Origin of the sequence: Chromobacterium sp. CV08 (assembly GCF_051129845.1) — a bacterium.
Lineage (GTDB): Bacteria > Pseudomonadota > Gammaproteobacteria > Burkholderiales > Chromobacteriaceae > Chromobacterium.
In genome coordinates, this window is record NZ_CP150453.1 from 402,845 (window position 1) to 419,004 (window position 16,160).

The following is a 16,160-nucleotide window of genomic DNA, read 5'->3' on the forward strand; positions in this document are numbered from 1 at the left end:
ATGTTTCTCAAGCATATCTGCCAGGAGGGCGAGCGCTGGGACCAGATCGCCTGGCGCTATTACGGCGACGTCGGCCAGATGGTGATGCTGATCGCCACCAATCCGCAGGCGCCGATCAGCGAGACGCTGCCGGCCGGCACCCAGCTGGCCATCCCGCTGTTGGAGGCGCGCGACGAGGTCGCGCTGGACGAGCTGCCGCCGTGGAGGCGCTCATGAGCGACAGCCGCATCCAGGACGTGGCGGCGCCGGCCTTCGAGCTCAGCTACAACGGCAAGTCCATCACCGCCGACATCGCCCAGTACGCGCTCAACATCAGCTACACCGACCACCTGTCCGGCGAGTCGGACGAGCTGGAGGTGGAGCTGGAAGACGGCGACGGCCGCTGGCTGAACGGCTGGTATCCGGACAAGGGCGCGACGCTGGACTTCAAGCTGGGCTACCGCGGCGCCGCGCTGGTGGCGCTGGGCAGCTTCGACGTGGACGAGGTCGATTACAGCGCGCCGCCGTCGGTGGTCCACATCCGCGCGCTGGCCACCGGCGTCCAGCATCCGCTGCGCACGCCGGAGGGCCGCGCCTACGACAAGCTGACGCTGCAGGCGCTGGCGCAACGGATCGCCAAGCGCCATGGCATGAAGCTGGAGGGCAAGATCGATGACGTCGCGATCGATCGCCTGACCCAGTACCACGAAACCGACCTGCAATTCCTGCAGCGGGTGTCCGGCCACTACGGCTACGTCTGCAAGGTGATGGACAACAACCGCAAGCTGGTGTTCTGGAAGCGCGCCGAGCTGGTGGCGTCGGCCAGCGTGCGGCAGTTCACGCCGGCCGATCTGATCGCCTGGCGCGCGCGCGACCAGTTGTCCCGGGTGCCCAGCGCGGTGGAGGTCAGCTACCACGATCCGCACAAGCGCAAGCTGCAGACGGCGCGGGCGGGGGCCGATGCGCGCGCGCCCGGCGGCAAGGCAAGCAGCGCCGACGTGGTCAAGCTCACCCGCAAGTCGGGCGGGCGCGAGCAGGCGGAGTTGCAGGCCAAGGCCGAGATGGAGCGTCGCCAGCTGGCGCGCACCGAGATGAGCGTCACCGTGGACGGCTCGCCGCAGCTGGCCGCCGGCCGCAATGTCGAGCTGTCCGGCTTCGGCAAGCTGTCCGGCCGCTATCTGATCGAGCAGGCCCGCCATCGGCTGTCGCGGCAGGAGGGCTATATCTGCGAGCTGGAATTGAAGCGCGCGGCGCCGGCCGCGGCCAAGGAGAAGAAATGAACGACGTTTCCCTGCCCGACGCGCTGGCCACGCTGAAATTCGGCAGCGTGGCCGAACAGGACGCCGCCACCCAGCGGGTGCGGGTGCGGCTGCCGGAGCTGGGCCAGCTGCTGACCGCCTGGTTGCCGGTGCTCAGCCGCAAGAGCCTGAAGGACAAGGACTACTGGTTGCCGGACATCGGCGAGCAGGTGGCGGTGCTGATGGACGCCCGCGGCGAGGACGGCGTGGTGCTGGGCGCCATCTACTCCGAGGCCGACGCGGTGCCGGTGGCGAGCCAAGACAAGTGGCAGCGCCGCTTCGCCGACGGCGCGGTACTGGAGTACGACCGGCAGCAGAACCAGCTGACCGTCAACGGCGGGGTCAAGCACGTGGTGGTGGACACCCAGGCCGACGTGCTGATCAAGGCAGCCGCCAGCATCACGATAGACGGCGGCCAGACCGTCACCGTCAAGGCCGGCAGCAAGGTCAGCATCGACGCGCCGGCCACCGAGATCAGCGGCACCTTGACGGTGCAGGGCGCGATCACAGGCAAGGGCGGCCTGGCGGTGTCCGGCGGCGGCGGCGCCACGGTGAGCGGCAATGTCAGCGTCAGCGGCGACGTCACCGCCAGCGGCAAGAGCCTGGTCGGCCATAACCACATGGGCGCGCACGGCCCGACCAGCCCGCCGCTCTGAGCCGCGGTGCCATCTTATTCGCAGTTTGATTGGAGACCACGATGAACAACAATTTCTTCACCCTGCTCACCGCCGTCGGCAAGGCCAAGCTGGCTGCGGCCGCCAGCGGCGGCGCGCCGCTGAAGCTCAGCCAGATGGCGGTGGGCGAGGGCGACAACGGCGCCTACTACACGCCCAGCGAGAGCCAGACCGCGCTGAAAAGCGAGGCCTGGCGAGCCGGGCTCAACCACCTGTCCACCGACCCGGCCAATCCCAACTGGATCATCGCCGAGCTGGTGATCCCGGACCAGGTCGGCGGCTTCACGATACGCGAGGTCGGTGTATTCGACGCCGACGGCGCGCTGTTCGCCGTGGGCAAGTTTCCGGAAAGCTACAAGCCGGTGCTTGCCGACGGCGCCAACAAGCAGCTCTACGTGCGGATGATCCTGGAGGTGTCCAACGCCGCGGCGGTGACGCTGATGGTGGACCCGAGCGTGGTGCTGGCCACCCGCGGCAGCGTCGACGCGCGCATCGCCGAAGAACTGGCCAAGCTGGACGGCAAGCCGTCGGTCAAAGCCGCCACCACCGGCCCCATCGCGCTGGCTAGCCTGCAGACGGTGGACGGCGTGGTGCTGCAGCTGGGCGACCGGGTGCTGGTCAAGAACCAGGCCGCCGGCGCCGACAACGGCATCTATGTGGCCGGCACCGGCAGCTGGGCGCGCGCCGCCGACGCCAACATCAGCCTGGAAGTGACGCCGGGCCTGTTCGTCGCGGTGGAGCAGGGCGTGGCCAACGGCGGGTCGCTGTGGCAGCTGACCACGCCGTCGCCCATCGCGCTGGGCACGACCGCGCTGGCCTTCACGCAGATCGCTGGCAACACCGGCGTGACGGCCGGCACCTACCGCAGCGTCACCGTCAACGCCAGGGGGCAGGTGGTGGGCGGCAGCAATCCGGCAACGGTGGACGATCTCGGTCTGGGCGCCGACCTGGCGTTGCCGTTGTCGTCGCTGTCGCTGCCGGTGGTGTCGACGGCGGACAGCAACCGCGTGGCGGTGGTTGCGGCAGCGGTGGCCGGGCAGGGGGGCACGGTATCGGTGCCGGCCGGTGTGACGCTGAGTTTGGCTCAGGAGGTCGCGGCGGGGCAGAGCGGCCGGGTGCGGACCTTCGTCACCGCGGCCTGGACCAGCCCGGTATTGCAGGCCGGCGCCGAATATTATCTGCGCGGCCAAGTCATAGGCGGCGCGTTGTCGCTGTACGTGCAGCGCGGCACCTTGAGCGACGTGCGGCCGGATTCGTTGAAGGGCAGTCCGTCGCAGGCCGGCGGCGGCGGTTTCTTTTCGACGGCGCTGGACATCTGTCTGGCCCGCATCGTCACCGGCGCGGCCGGCAGCGCACCGGCGGTGCAGCGCGTGATCAACCGCGGTCAGGACGCCTGGTCGGCGACGATGAACGGCAATGGCGTGGTCTATCTGCCGCTGGACCCCTTTGTCAAAACCGGCCGCATCTCCACCGGCATCGTCACGCCGCATGCGACGGCCATCTCTTTCGTCGGACACGGCTCCGGCGGCTGGGCCGGCAGCGGCTACTGGTACGCGGCGCCGAACCGGAGCGCGAATACCTACTTTACCGGCGTGTCGCTGGGCTGGGCCCCGGGGAACGCCGTCATTATTACCTCCAGCAACGTGGTCGGCGATACCACGGCGTCGGTCTGCACCGGCATGTTCGACCACGCCGCCGGCAAGTCGATGTGGCAGGTGCTGCAACTGGAACATCAGCTGGGCGATGTCGACGGCGTCAACGGCGACGAGCACCTGATGGGGATGGGACACAAGAACATGCTGCAGGCCGATTACGACGCCGGCCTGGCCGTCAGCTTCTCCAATTGCGTCAATGCCGTGCTGACCTGGGAGGTGATCCGATGAGAATCGTAGCCGATTTGTTGTCCTACGATGGCGAGCTGCGCCCGTTGCGGCCCTCCGCATCGCATGCCTGGAATGGCGAGGCCTGGGTTGTCGACGACGCTCTGGCGAAACAGGAAGGGGAGAGGCTGGGAGCGGAGATGTGCGATCGAATCGACGCCGCCGCCGACGCCGACGCTGCCGGCCAACTTTACGTCGGCAGCGAGCTGCGCGCGCTGGAATACCGGCAGGCGGCCGCCGAGGCCCAGTCCTACAAGGACGGCGGCTGCAAGGGCGACGCGCCGCCTATGGTGAAGGCCTGGGCCGACGCCAAGGGCCTGTCCGGCAAGGACGCCGCCGACGGCATCCTGGTCAAGGCCGCCGTCTGCGATCAGGCCTTGTACGCGATCCGCGCGCTGCGTCTGGCGGGCAAGGAGGCGGTGCGCAAGGCGGCCGACGCCGACGCCGCCCGCGCGGCGGCCGACGAGGCGCTGGCCAGGCTGCGGCAGCTGGTCGAATCGCCGGACGCGCTGGCCGCGCCGGCAGGCGGCGCGGCCAATGCCGGCGGCTTCTGGCGTTCCTCGCTCAAGCTGTTCTCCCGGGGCGCCTGATCCCCCGGCCGGCGGCCGCGCGCCGCCGGCGTCCCTTTCTTCGACGCCCGGTCGTTCCGGCCGGCGCGCCCTCCCCAAGGCTATCCGATGACCGACATCACACCAAACGTGCTGGCCGGCGACAAGCGGCTGTCGCCGTTGGCCGAGCTGAGCCGGCGGCTGCAACGCATCGATCTGGCGCCCTTCCTGGTCTACCTGGTCGACCAGATCGGGGCCGATCTGCTGCCGCTGCTGGCCGAACAGCTGCATGTGGCCGGCGACGAGGGCTGGCAGCTGGCCGCCGGCGAGGCGCAGCGACGCGATCTGATCAAGCAGGCGATAGAACTGCACCGCTACAAGGGCACGCGCTGGGCGCTGCAGCGGGTGCTGGCCACGCTGGGCCTGGACGGCCGGATCAGCGAGTGGTTCGAGTACCAGGGCCGGCCCTTCCATTTCAAGGTCGATCTCGATCTGTCCGACCGGGGTCTGGATGAAGCGACGTATCGGGCCTTGCGGCAGATGCTGGATCAGTACCGCAACGCCCGATCCAGGCTGGAGAGCCTGGATCTGCGGGTGGAACTGCGCGAGCGGTTGCCCGTCGTCGCCGCCGTTTCCGCCGGCGGCGAGGTGGCCGCCGTCTATCCGCAGGCGCGGCGCGAGCTGCGCCAGCAGGGGCCGCTGCGGCTGGGCGCGGCCTGCGACGGCACTGAAACCGTCGCCATCCTGCCGTGGCAGCGCGGCCGGCTGGACGGCGGGGCGTCGCTGCGCTGGGGCATGGGCCTGCCATGCCGGGAGGCCGTCACGCTGTATCCGCGGCAGCCTCAACTGATTTCCTAAATCCCTTCCAAAGCCGCGCCCGCGGCGTTTCGAGATCATGACGACATGCTAAATCTATCCGACATCTCATCGCTGCACTGGCAGCCTGCGCTGCAGCCGCGCGACGGCAAGCCCGGCGCCAATACCGTCGACATCGTGGAAAACCTGGACGACATCCACCAGGCGCTGCGGATCATCCTGGGCACGCCTAAGGGCAGCGATCCGCTGAGGCCCGAATTCGGCAGCGATCTGCTCCGTTACCTGGACTACCCGGTGGACCGCGCCCGGCCGCACGTGGTGCGGGAAGCGGTGGCGGCGATCAGCCACCCGCTGTACGGCGAGCCGCGCATCCAGCTGCTGAGGGTGTTGTTCAGCGTCGACGCCGACGGCGGCGCGCACCTGTGCGCGCAATGGAAGCTGGCCGACGGCGTGATCCGTGAAACCGAACTGAGGCTGTAAGCCAATAGACAAGGACACGCTGATGAGCCCGAATCTCCCCGATCTGCCCGTGGTCGACCCGGCCGCCGCCGCCAGCGCCATGGCCGACGCCTATCTGAAACTGGGCGGCCAGCAGCAGTACCCGAAGCAGATGGAGCAGCTGCTGACGGAAATGCTGGCCAACCGCCAGCCCGGACTCGCCGCCGCCGACCTGCCCAAATTCATCGACGACGATCCCAAGACCGTCGCCGCCCAGATGGCCGCCACCTACCAGGACATGGCCGGCAAGCAGCTGTATCCGGGCCAGGTGGAGCAATTGCTGATCGATCTGTTCGCCTACCGCGAGAGCCTGGCCCGCGCGGCCTTCAACGACGCCGGCCGGCAGAACCTGGTGGCCTTCGCCCGCGCGCCGATGCTGGACTACCTGGGTGAGCTGGTGGGCGTGACGCGTCAGCCGGCCCAGGCGGCGACGGCCCGGGTGACGCTGACCTTCCCGGCCTATGCCGACGGCGGCGCGAAGCAGGTGCCCCTGCCCGCCGGCGCTCGCATCGCCGGCAACGCCGCGGTGCAGTTCCAGACCACCTCCGCGCTGACGGTGACGTTGGAGGACAAGCCGCAGGCGCTGGTCTGCGAAGTGGCGGCCACCGTGCCGGGCGAGGCCGGCAACCTGCTGCAGGCCGGCGATCTCAAGCTGTTGCTGGACGATCCCGGCGTCAAGGTCGAGGTGAGCGAAGCGGAGAAACCCCGGGGCGGCGCGGAGGCCGAGGACGACGAGCATCTGCGTCAACGGATCCGGCTGGCGCCGGAGGCCTACTCCTGGGGCTCGGTCAACCGCTACCGGCTGGCGGCGATGACGGCGGCCACCGACGCGGTCGACGTCAGGGTGATTTCGCCGCGCCCGGACGGCACGGTGCAGGTGGTGGTGCTGGGACGCGACGGCGCGCCGTCGACTGAGACCGTGCGGCGTGTCCAGACGGCGCTGGCGGACGACAGGGCCAGGATGATCAACGACAGGATAGAAGTGCTCCCGGCCGAGGTCGTCGATTACGCGATCCGCCTGGAGATCGACGTGCTGAGCACCCGCATCCCGGACCTGGTTTGCCGGGTGGCGAAAGAGCGCTGCCAGGGCTTTGCGGCCAACCTCGCCCGCCGTCTGGGCGGCGATATCGTTCCGTCGCAGATCAAGACGGCCTTGCACGACATCGACGGCTTGTACGACGTGCGCGTGTTGGAGCCGGCCGACAAGCGGGTGCTGTCCTCGTCGCAGTGGCCGCGTTGCGCGGCGGTCGAGGTGACGCTGGGGAAGGTGGTGAGCGATGCCTGAGCTGCTGGTTCCGCCGCTGGCGGGCGATGCGCGCGGCCGGGCCTTCGACGCGCTGTCGGCGCGCAGCGCCGCTTTCGATCTGTCGCCGGCGCTGATCTACCTGATAGACCAGGCGCCGGCCGAGATCCTGCCGCTGCTCGCCGAGCAGTTCAACGTGGTCGGCCCGCTGTGGGCCTATCTGCCCGACGAGGCGGCCAAACGGCGGGCGATCAAGGAGTCGGTGGCCTGGCACAGGGCCAAGGGTTCTCCATGGGCGGTCGAGACGGCGCTGTCCTGGGCCGGTTATGCGGCCAAGGTGGAGGATGGGAGCGCGCCAGCCACCCGCTGGGCCGAATTCCAGCTGGAACTCGACGCGCCGGCGGCCGGCGACGCCTTGCAGACGGTGCTGGAACTGGTTCGTTTCGCCGCGCCGGCCCGCTCGCATTTGGCGCGGCTTTACGGCGGCTACGACCGCCGCCTGCTGCGCGCCTCCAGCGGCAGCCGCTGGTCGGACGCCTTCCTGTCCGACGACTCCGGCGTGTGGAGCGACGGCGCGCAGCTGAGCTTCGGTCGCCGGCGCCTGCTGTCGGCGGCCCGTCCGGAGACCGTCTCCGGCGTGGGACGGCTGCGTCTGCATACGTCGCGCACGCTGTATCCGGACGTGCTGCGCTACGGCACCGTCCATTTCGGCGACGCGCCGGTTCTCAACCACCCGGTGATGCGCAGTCGCCTGATAGGCCTCGGCAATCCCGAGGGGGTGCGCGATCCGGTCATCCTGGCCGGCAACCCGCCATCCCCAGGCTGGAGCGGCCGCTGGGACGACAGGACCTGGGGATGCTGGCTGCCGATGACGCCGCACCGGCGCATCGCCCGCGCCGCGCTGGTGCTGTCCGGCGACACGCGGCTGGGCGAGCCGAACACCCGCTTCGGCGGCTGGGCCGAAACCGCGTCCGGACGCTTCATCTGGTCCGATTCCGCCTACCGATTGTCCGATGTCGATCCCGGCCGCGCGCGTCTCGTCATCGAGTCCGTCGAGGTGGCCGTGCACGGCCAGGCCACCGTCCGGCCGGACGACACGGACCGGATGGGCTCGCGCATCGTCCGCTACTCGCTGCATGGCGGGAAGACCGACTGGCGCGGCTCGATCCGGATGGACGGCGGCCTGCGCTGGTCGGACAGGCGGCTGTCCGAGCCTACCGGTTGGCGCCTGGCGTACCGGCTGAACACCGGCGACACCGCCGGCCTCGGCCCGCGTGCCGACCACTACGGCTGGCGCGACCGCTGGGACGACCGGCGCTGGCGCGGGGACCTCTCACTCACCCATCAAACCCTAACCACATGAGGAAAACCCCCTTATGGCAACCCTGACCCATAGCGGTCGCGCCGCGCTGGCCACCGCGCTGGCTTCCCAGACCCTGCATTTCGCCTGGGGCATCGGCCAGGCGGCCTGGGACGACAAGCCCGTCCCCGAACCGATAGACGCCACGGCGCTGGTGTCGGAAGTAGGCCGCCGCCTGATCTCCGAGGTGCGCTTCGTCACCGAGGACCCGGCCGGCGAGATCGTCGTCCCCACCGGCCATTACCGCGTGTCCACCGAGCCCACGCGCCATCTGCTGCTGCGCATCGCCTTCGAGTTCGGCGACGCGCCGGCTTCGGTGATACGCGAAGTCGCCGTCTTCGCCGGCACCAAGACCCAGCCCGATCTGCCGGCCGGCCAGCGCTACTTCACGCCGGACCAGATCGCCTCGCCCGGCATCCTGGTCGCGCTGGAGCGCATCACTCCCATCCATCGTTCGCCGGCCACCCGCGAAACCTTCGAACACGTCATCTCCCTGTAAGGATTGCCGCCATGTCCAACATGCCAGACGGTTACTACAACCGTTTCGATCCGGCCAAGCATTTCGACGCCCACCTGTTCCGGGCGAGCTATGCGGTGCAATCAGCCGAGTTCAATGAAGTCCAGTCCAATCTGTCCGCCCGCATCCAGGGCGTGGCCGACGCGATATTCCGCGACGGCAACGTGGTCCGCGACGCCCGCGTCGTCGTCCACGCCGACAGCGGCCAGGCGGTCTGCGAGGCCGGAGCCGTCTATCTGAAGGGCGCGGTGCGCGGCGTGGCGCCGAAGCAGCTGACGGTGCCGGTGGTCGGCGTGGTCGCCATCGGCCTGTATCTGCAGGAGTCGGTGGTGACCGAGCTGGAAGATCCCAGTCTGCGCGATCCGGCCGTCGGCGCGCGCAATTACCAGGAGGCCGGCGCCGCGCGGCTGAAGGTGGAGGCGGTGTGGGGCTTCGCCGGAGACGGCCAGATGGGCGAGTTCTTCCCGGTCTACCAGGTGGAAAACGGCGTACTGCGCGCGAAGGAACCGCCGCCGCAGCTGGACGGCGTCACCCAGGCGCTGGCGCGCTACGACCGTGACAGCGCCGGCGGCTCCTACGTGGTGTCCGGCCTGACCGTCGCCGCCGCCGCCGACCTGCCCGGCGGCGAACAGGTCTACACCGTCAGCGAGGGCCGCGCCCGCGTCAACGGCTACGGCGTGGAGCTGAACACCTCGAGGCGCCTGGTCTATCCGGCCGCCGCCGATCTGCGGCAGATCGACAGCGAGCCGCATACCAGCGCCACCGCCGGCGCCCAGCGCATCAATGTCGACCGCGCGCCCATCGCCGTGATCAGCCAGGTGCGCATCACCAAGGAAGTCACCGCCACGCTGACCCACGGCGGCTATACCGGCGCCCAGGATCCGCTGCCGGACACCTCGGTGATCTCGGTGCTGGAAGTGAAGCAGGGCGGCACCGTCTACGCCGCCGGCGCCGATTACAAGCTCAGCGCCGGCAAGCTGGACTGGAGCCTGCCGGGCAACGAGCCGGCGCCGGGCAGCACCTACACGGTCCGCTACCAGTTCATCGCCGCGGCGCAGCCCACTCAATCCGACGCCTCCGGCTTCACCGTTGAGGGCGCGGTGGCCGGCACGCTGGTACTGGTCAGCTACAGCCAGAAGCTGCCGCGCATCGACCGCCTGGCCATAGGCGCCGACGGCGAGCTGGTCTGGGTCAAGGGCGTCGCCGCCGATTGGAATCCGCAGCCGCCGGTGGTGCCGGCGTCCTTGCTGCCGCTGGCCTCCATCGTCCAGAGCTGGACCCGCGACCGCGCCGTCAGCAACGACGGCGTCCGCGTGGTGCCGATGTCGGACCTGGCCGGGCTGCAAGGCCGGCTGGACCGGATGGCCGAGCTGATCGCCCAGCAGCGTCTGACCGCCGACGCCCAGTTGCGCGAGGCCGGCGCGAAGAAGGGCCTGTTCGTCGATCCCTTCCTGTCCGACGGCATGCGCGACGCCGGCATCGCCCAGGGCGCCGCCATCGTCGGCGGCGAGCTGACCCTGCCCATCGCCGCCAGCGCGGCCGGCATGCCCGGCGACGTCGCCGACCGGACCAGCCTGGCCTTCAGCCTGGTGCCGGTGCTGGAGCAGCCGATGCGCACCGGCAGCATGAAAATCAACCCCTATCTGGCCTTCGACCCGTTGCCGGCCGCGGTGACGCTGACGCCGGCGCTGGACCGCTGGACCGATTTGCAGACCAGCTGGGCCAGCCCGCTGACCGAGCGTCTGACCGTGGGCAGCGGCAACCGCTCCAGCGTCAGCCAGACCACCTCCGACGTGTTGCTGTCGACCAGCCGCAAGCCCATCGAAACGCTGCGGTCCATCGAAGTGCGCTTCAGCCTGTCCGGTTTCGACCCCAACGAAGCCCTGTCCAGCCTCAAGTTCGACGGCATCAGCGTCGCGCCCGTCGCCCAGTAAGGAGAAACCATGCCCATCAATGCCAATAGCGCCGGCCTGCTCGCCGGCAAGTTCACCATCCCGCCCGGCGTGCCGGCCGGCGTCAAGCGCGTCGAGTTCGTCGGCGCCGGCGGCAGCCGCGGCGAGGCCGTCTTCGTCGGCCAGGGCGAATTGCAGACCGAGCTGCGCCGCCAGATCACCCGCATCACCGAAACCCGCTGGCAGGTCGATCCGCTGGCGCAGACCTTCACGCTGAACGCCGACACCCAGCTGGGCGGCATCGAGCTGTGGTTCACCGCCAAGGGCGCCAGCCCGGTGGCGGTGCAGATCCGCGAGACCACCACCGGCGTGCCGTCCCGCTCGGTGCTGGCCGAGGCCCACCTGCAGCCGGCCGACATCGTCCTCACCGGCCCCACCCGCATCCAGTTCGCCGCCCCGGTGAATCTGCAGGGCAGCGTCGAGTACGCGCTGGTGGTGCTGTGCGACGACGCCGACGCCGCGCTGGCCATCGCCGAACTGGGCAAGTGGGACAACAGCGCCAGCCGTTGGGTGACCAGCCAGCCCTACCAGGTCGGCGTGCTGCTGTCGTCCAGCAACGCCAGCAGCTGGACCGCGCACCAGGACCGCGACATGGCCTTCCGTCTGCTGGCCGCCAGCTACGCGGTGACCGCCAGGACCGTCGATCTGGGCAAGGTCGACGTGAGGAACGCCACCGACCTGATGCTGCTGTCCCTGTCCGACAGCCCGTCCGCCGCCGCCCGTGTCGAGTACAGCCTGGGCCTGCCCGACGGCAGCGCGGTCCAGGTCGCCGACGGCCAGCCGGTGCGCCTGCCGGCCCCGCTGAGCGGGCAGATCGGCGTCACGGCCCGGCTGCTCGGCACCGAGAGCGCGTCCCCGGTGCTCTTCCCCGGTACCCAGCTGGTCAGCGGCCAGATCTCGCAGAGCGCCGACTACGTCAGCCGCGCGATTCCCGCCGGCAACAACGCCCGCGTCCGGGTGGTGTTCGACGCGCTGCTTCCGGCCGGCGCCAGCGTGACGGCGTCCGCCTCCGGCATCGACGACGGCGACGTCTTCCAGCCGGTGGCCTACCTGAGCAGCAAGCCGCTGGGCGACGGCTGGATGGAAATGACGCACGAGCTGGCGTCGATCAGCGAGGCGATGGTGCGGGTCAAGTTGAGCCTGTCCGGCAACAGCGCCGCCCGGCCGCGCGTGCGCAATCTGCGCGTCATCGTGCTGTAAGGGAGGAGCGATGGACAACCAGACTCCCCATCTGAGCCTGCCCTTGCCGAATCCCGGCAACAGTCTGGCCGAGGACGTGCTGCGGATACGCGACGCCTTCACCACGCTGGATCAGAAGATGGCCAGCCTGGACGCGCTGTTGTCCAGCGACGACCTGAACCTGGACACCGTCCAGGAACTGGTGGCCGCCGTCAAGCGCGCCCGCGGCGATATCGACGCCGCGGCCGGCCAGTTCACCGAACAGAAGCGCATCGTCGACGCCCAGCTGCAAATCCTGACCGCGCTGGCCAGTGCCGGCCTGTAAAACCCGGAGGAACCATGTCAAAAGATTTACCGGAATACCGCGCGCAATACCTGGCGCGCATCAAGAGCCAGTTGCTCGGGACCGATCTTAGCAGCGCCGGCGCCACCGATCTGGTGATGCAGTCTGCGCTGCTCAGGGCGCACAGCCTGGTCAGCGGGCTGGATCTGCAGGACATAGACTATCTGCGCGACATCAACGGCGCCGCTCTGGAAAGCTATCTGCAGCAGGCGGGGAACCGCGCGCGCTTCGAGCAGCAGCTGGCTTCCACCAGCGTGATGCCGTCCATCGTCTCCAGCGCCGCCATCATGGCCGCCATCGCCGACAGTCCGACGGCGATGGCCTCGGTCGCCGGCAGCGCGCCGGCGATGACCGCCATCGTCGGCAATGCGCCGATCACCAATCTGCTGGTCGGCAACGCCACCGCGATGAAGGCGGTGGCCGCCAGCGCGGTGGCGATGATCGCCGTGATCGCGTCTCCGGCGGCGATGGCGGTCGTGATGGTATCGTCGACCGCGATGGCGGCGATGGCGGCGTCGTCGACCGGGATGGCCGCCTTGCTGACGAACGCGTCGGCGTGGACGAGCGTGGTGTCGTCGCCGATTGCGATGGTAGCGGTGGCGGCGTCGACGACGGCGGTGACCGCTCTACTGGCGAATGCGGCCGCATGGGCGGCAGTCGTGTCGTCGCCGACCGCGATGACGGTGGTGGCGGCGTCAGCGACAGCGATGGCTGCGGTGGCGGCATCTTCTGCGGGGATGGCCGCGGTGTTGGCATCTTCGGCAGGGATGGCTGTGGTGACGGCATCGTCGACCGCTATGGCCGCAGTGCTGGCAGCGCCAGCCGCAATGGCTGCAATGGTTGCATCGTCGACGGCGATGGCTGTGGTGGCGGCATCGTCGGCTGCGGTGGCTGCTGTGTTGGCATCGCCGGCAGCATTGGCTGCCGTGACATCTTCATCAGTTGCGATGACGGCGGTGGCGGCTTCGTCGACAGCGATGGCCGCAGTATTGGCAGCGCCGGCAGCGTTGGCTGCTGTGGCGGCGTCTTCGGTTGCAATGACTGCGGTGGCGGCGATGCCTGTGGCGACGGCCGCAGTGTTGTCATCGCCGGCAGCGCTGACGGCCGTGGTGGCGTCTTCGGTTGCGATGACGGCTATGGCGTCGTCGGCAGCGGTGAATGCGATCACGGCATCGCCGGTCGCAATGGGCGCGGTAGCGGCATCGGCGGCGGCAATGACGATCATGTTGAACTCCGCTGCCGCTCGCGCGGCCATCTGGGCCAGCGCCACCGCCTTGGCGGCGATCCAGAATGCGCCTTCGGCGGTGTTCGATGCGCTGCAGTCCCATCCGCAGGTCAGCATGATGAACAACAATCCGTCCAATCTCACGGCCGCCTTTATCAGCGGCAAGAGCATGACGCTGCGGGTGAAAAATAACAGCGGCAATGATACGAACTACATGCGCACCTTGGCCGGCGGTTCCGGTACTGGCGACGATTCCTTTACCACCACCAACTCCTGGACACCCCGAGTGCGGGCCTACAACAACCTGTGTCATTACACCTGGAGCAGCAACTTCCCATTCCAGGCCTATGTGGTGAACATGAACTAAGGAATGGGCGACATGCAAAAAGCAATCATCGATCTCAATCTGAACGTCATCGTTGGCATCGCCAATGCAGGCGCCAATGCGGAAAAAAACCAGCTGTTGCTGGATCTGCCGGACGATTTCCAGCTTGCCGATATCGCCGAGTGGACTTATGACGGCCATGGCCTGGTCCGCGATCCCAGCGCCCTCCTCAAGCAGGCCAAAGCCGCCCGCAAGGCCCGCATCAAGCAGGAGGCCGCCCGGCTGATCGAGGCCGGCGACTGGCGGCTGAACCGCGCCCGCGAGCGCGAGGCCGCCGGCTGGGGCACGCTGGCCGAGGTGGATGCGGCGCTGGCCGAGCGCGAGGCGATACGCCGTTCGTCCGACGCCGCCGAGCAGGCCGTCGACGCGCTGACCGACGCGGCCAGCGTGCAGGCCTACACCTGGGCGGTGGACGTCTCGGTCGCGATTCCGCGCCGGATGACGCACAAGCAGTTCATGGCGCGTTTCAGCGACGCGGAGATACAAGGCATGCTCAATGCCTTCGGCGACAATCCGGCGCTGCGTCCGTGGTGGGAGCGCTTCAGCCTGGCGCGCGACATCAGCCTCGATGACGCGGTCACCCAGAACGGCGTCCAGGCGCTGGAGGCGGCCGGCCTGATAGGCAAGGGCAGGGCAGCCGAGGTACTGGCCGGCGGTCCGGCCCACGGCTGACAAGCGCTTGCGCCGTCCGGCGCGTCTCCCTGGCCGGGAGGCGCGCCGTTTTCTCGCGACCGGGCGTCCGCGCCGCCTCGTCACTCCTAAACCGGTTTAAAAGCCTCGCCGACGGCGCCCTGGCACCATTAGGCCATGACACAGCCAGGCGGCGTCCGATCGTTGCACGTGCAGCCGCGCATTCGGCTGCCGCGGGTGTCGTTCAGCGTGGAGGCCGACGGCGCGATCCGCGAAACCAGCCGAGGCTGTGAGCCCGACAGACAAGGACAAGCGCAATGAATCAGACGACGACCGACCTTCCGAAGTTTATCGACGACGATCCGCAGCGGATCACCAACGAGCTGATCACCGCCTATCAGAACATGGCCGGCAAGACCCTGTATCCGGGCCAGGTGGAACGCTTGCTGATCGACCTGATCGCCTACCGCGAGAGCGTGACCCGCGCGGCCTTCAACGATGCCGGCCGGCAGAACCTGGTGGCCTTCGCCCGCGCGCCGATGTTGGACTATCTCGGCGAGTTGGTCGGCGTCGTCCGGCTTCCGGCGCAGCCGGCGCGCAGCAAGGTCAGCTTCACCTTCCGGGCCGGCTCGTCGCAGCAGGTGATCATCAAGCCGCAGACGCTGGTGGCCGGCCGAGGCGATATCCAGTTCCAGACCACCGAGCAGGCGGTAGTGAACATCGTGCCGGACAAGGACGTGACGGTGGCGCTGGCCGTGGTGGCGGTGGAGCCGGGTGTCGACGGCAACGGCCAGGAGCCGGGCGCCATCAGCCATCTGGTCGACGATCTGGGCGTGACGGTGACGGTGGCCAATACCGAAGCCAGCGCCGGCGGCGCCGACGCCGAGGACGACGAGCGGCTGCGCCAGCGCATCCGCCTGGCGCCGGAATCGTTCAGCGTGGCCGGCAGCGCCGCCGCCTATCGCCATCATGCCTTGCGCGCGCATCAGAGCATCGTCGACGTCGCGGTGGTCAGCGCCAACAACCCGGAGGCCGGCGGCAGGCCGGAGGACGTGCCCAAGCCGGGCGAGGTGTGGCTGTACCCGCTGGTCGGCGACGGCTTGCCCGGCGCCGACCTGCTGAAAACGGTGGAGAACACTTGCAGCGCCGACCGGGTCAGGCCATTGACCGACAAGGTGACGGCGAAATCGCCGGTGGAATTCCCCTACCAGGTCCTGGCCAGCCTGCAGCTCTATGCCGGCTCGGACGCCAAACAGGTGCAGCAGCGCGCGCAGGATGCGCTGCAAGCCTATCTGCAGACGCAGCAGGCCAAGCTGGGCAACGACATCGTGCCGTCGCAGCTGGTGGCGGTGCTGTCGGTGCCGGGCGTCTATCAGGTGAATCTGCAGCAGCCGGCCGCGGTGCAGAAAGTGCCGTCCTACGGCTGGGCGCACTGCGTCAATGGCGTCACCGGCGTCGGCATAGACCAGGGTAGCCTCGGCAACGGCTAGAACGGCGGCGAGTCCGCTATCGCCTCCGTCGGGCGCCGCGTCATGCCCGGCGGATCGTTTCCCCGATTTTCTGCTGTTTTTCTTCCATTCCTTATCCTGCGCCGTGGCCGAATCGGCCGTTCCTCTGTGCCTGTCCCGGTTTC

17 protein-coding genes are annotated in these 16,160 nt (G+C 69.0%); 16 read left to right on the forward strand and 1 reads right to left on the reverse strand.

What is annotated here, in order from left to right; translation table 11 throughout:
* The 13 genes from WNM05_RS01950 to WNM05_RS02010 all read left to right on the forward strand — a co-directional run bounded on the left by WNM05_RS01950 (nt 1) and on the right by WNM05_RS02010 (nt 12,269).
* Nucleotides 1-216 (forward strand): tail protein X, encoded by a 216-nt coding sequence (locus tag WNM05_RS01950; protein ID WP_434632049.1) that lies wholly within the window; start codon nt 1-3, stop codon nt 214-216.
* The gene (locus WNM05_RS01955; RefSeq protein WP_434632051.1) at nt 213-1,259 is read left to right on the forward strand and encodes a phage late control D family protein; all 1,047 of its coding nucleotides are present in this window, start codon (nt 213-215) and stop codon (nt 1,257-1,259) included. The genes WNM05_RS01950 and WNM05_RS01955 overlap by 4 nt, the downstream gene beginning before the upstream one ends.
* Nucleotides 1,256-1,933, forward strand: a complete 678-nt coding sequence (locus WNM05_RS01960) for a phage baseplate assembly protein V (RefSeq protein ID WP_434632053.1) — start codon at nt 1,256-1,258, stop codon at nt 1,931-1,933. Before WNM05_RS01955 ends, WNM05_RS01960 begins: the two co-directional genes overlap by 4 nt.
* A gap of 41 nt (nt 1,934-1,974) precedes the next feature.
* On the forward strand, nt 1,975-3,834 hold the full coding sequence (locus tag WNM05_RS01965; protein ID WP_434632055.1) for a phage tail protein: 1,860 nt from the start codon (nt 1,975-1,977) through the stop codon (nt 3,832-3,834).
* Nucleotides 3,831-4,421, forward strand: coding sequence for a hypothetical protein (locus WNM05_RS01970; protein WP_434632057.1), 591 nt, complete (start codon nt 3,831-3,833; stop codon nt 4,419-4,421). Before WNM05_RS01965 ends, WNM05_RS01970 begins: the two co-directional genes overlap by 4 nt.
* Before the next feature lie 87 nt (nt 4,422-4,508).
* A complete protein-coding gene (locus tag WNM05_RS01975; protein WP_434632059.1) occupies nt 4,509-5,237 on the forward strand; it encodes a phage tail protein I in 729 nt (242 codons plus the stop codon).
* 45 nt (nt 5,238-5,282) lie between these two features.
* A complete protein-coding gene (locus WNM05_RS01980) occupies nt 5,283-5,675 on the forward strand; it encodes a GPW/gp25 family protein (protein ID WP_434632061.1) in 393 nt (130 codons plus the stop codon).
* A gap of 22 nt (nt 5,676-5,697) precedes the next feature.
* Nucleotides 5,698-6,978, forward strand: a complete 1,281-nt coding sequence (locus WNM05_RS01985; RefSeq protein ID WP_434632063.1) for a baseplate assembly protein — start codon at nt 5,698-5,700, stop codon at nt 6,976-6,978.
* Nucleotides 6,971-8,299 carry a phage tail protein gene (locus WNM05_RS01990; RefSeq protein WP_434632064.1) on the forward strand — a complete coding sequence of 443 codons (1,329 nt, stop codon included), beginning with the start codon at nt 6,971-6,973 and terminating at the stop codon, nt 8,297-8,299. Before WNM05_RS01985 ends, WNM05_RS01990 begins: the two co-directional genes overlap by 8 nt.
* Before the next feature lie 13 nt (nt 8,300-8,312).
* Nucleotides 8,313-8,795, forward strand: coding sequence for a hypothetical protein (locus tag WNM05_RS01995; protein WP_434632065.1), 483 nt, complete (start codon nt 8,313-8,315; stop codon nt 8,793-8,795).
* An 11-nt stretch (nt 8,796-8,806) separates the two neighbouring features.
* On the forward strand, nt 8,807-10,747 hold the full coding sequence (locus WNM05_RS02000) for a DUF4815 domain-containing protein (protein ID WP_434632067.1): 1,941 nt from the start codon (nt 8,807-8,809) through the stop codon (nt 10,745-10,747).
* Nucleotides 10,748-10,756: 9 nt separating this feature from the next.
* Nucleotides 10,757-11,965, forward strand: coding sequence for a hypothetical protein (locus WNM05_RS02005; protein WP_434632068.1), 1,209 nt, complete (start codon nt 10,757-10,759; stop codon nt 11,963-11,965).
* A 10-nt stretch (nt 11,966-11,975) separates the two neighbouring features.
* A complete protein-coding gene (locus tag WNM05_RS02010) occupies nt 11,976-12,269 on the forward strand; it encodes a hypothetical protein (RefSeq protein WP_434632069.1) in 294 nt (97 codons plus the stop codon).
* A 214-nt stretch (nt 12,270-12,483) separates the two neighbouring features.
* Here WNM05_RS02010 and WNM05_RS02015 read toward each other — a convergent pair whose 3' ends face one another.
* A complete protein-coding gene (locus WNM05_RS02015) occupies nt 12,484-13,512 on the reverse strand; it encodes a hypothetical protein (protein WP_434632070.1) in 1,029 nt (342 codons plus the stop codon).
* Between WNM05_RS02015 and WNM05_RS02020 the strand changes: the two genes are divergently transcribed.
* The 3 genes from WNM05_RS02020 (at nt 13,502) to WNM05_RS02030 (ending at nt 16,017) form a co-directional block, all read left to right on the forward strand.
* Nucleotides 13,502-13,879, forward strand: coding sequence for a hypothetical protein (locus WNM05_RS02020; protein WP_434632071.1), 378 nt, complete (start codon nt 13,502-13,504; stop codon nt 13,877-13,879). The two genes, WNM05_RS02015 and WNM05_RS02020, sit on opposite strands and share 11 nt — an antisense overlap.
* A gap of 12 nt (nt 13,880-13,891) precedes the next feature.
* The gene (locus tag WNM05_RS02025) at nt 13,892-14,569 is read left to right on the forward strand and encodes a hypothetical protein (protein ID WP_434632072.1); all 678 of its coding nucleotides are present in this window, start codon (nt 13,892-13,894) and stop codon (nt 14,567-14,569) included.
* 275 nt (nt 14,570-14,844) lie between these two features.
* The gene (locus WNM05_RS02030) at nt 14,845-16,017 is read left to right on the forward strand and encodes a baseplate assembly protein (protein WP_434632073.1); all 1,173 of its coding nucleotides are present in this window, start codon (nt 14,845-14,847) and stop codon (nt 16,015-16,017) included.
* Nucleotides 16,018-16,160: the final 143 nt, after the last annotated feature.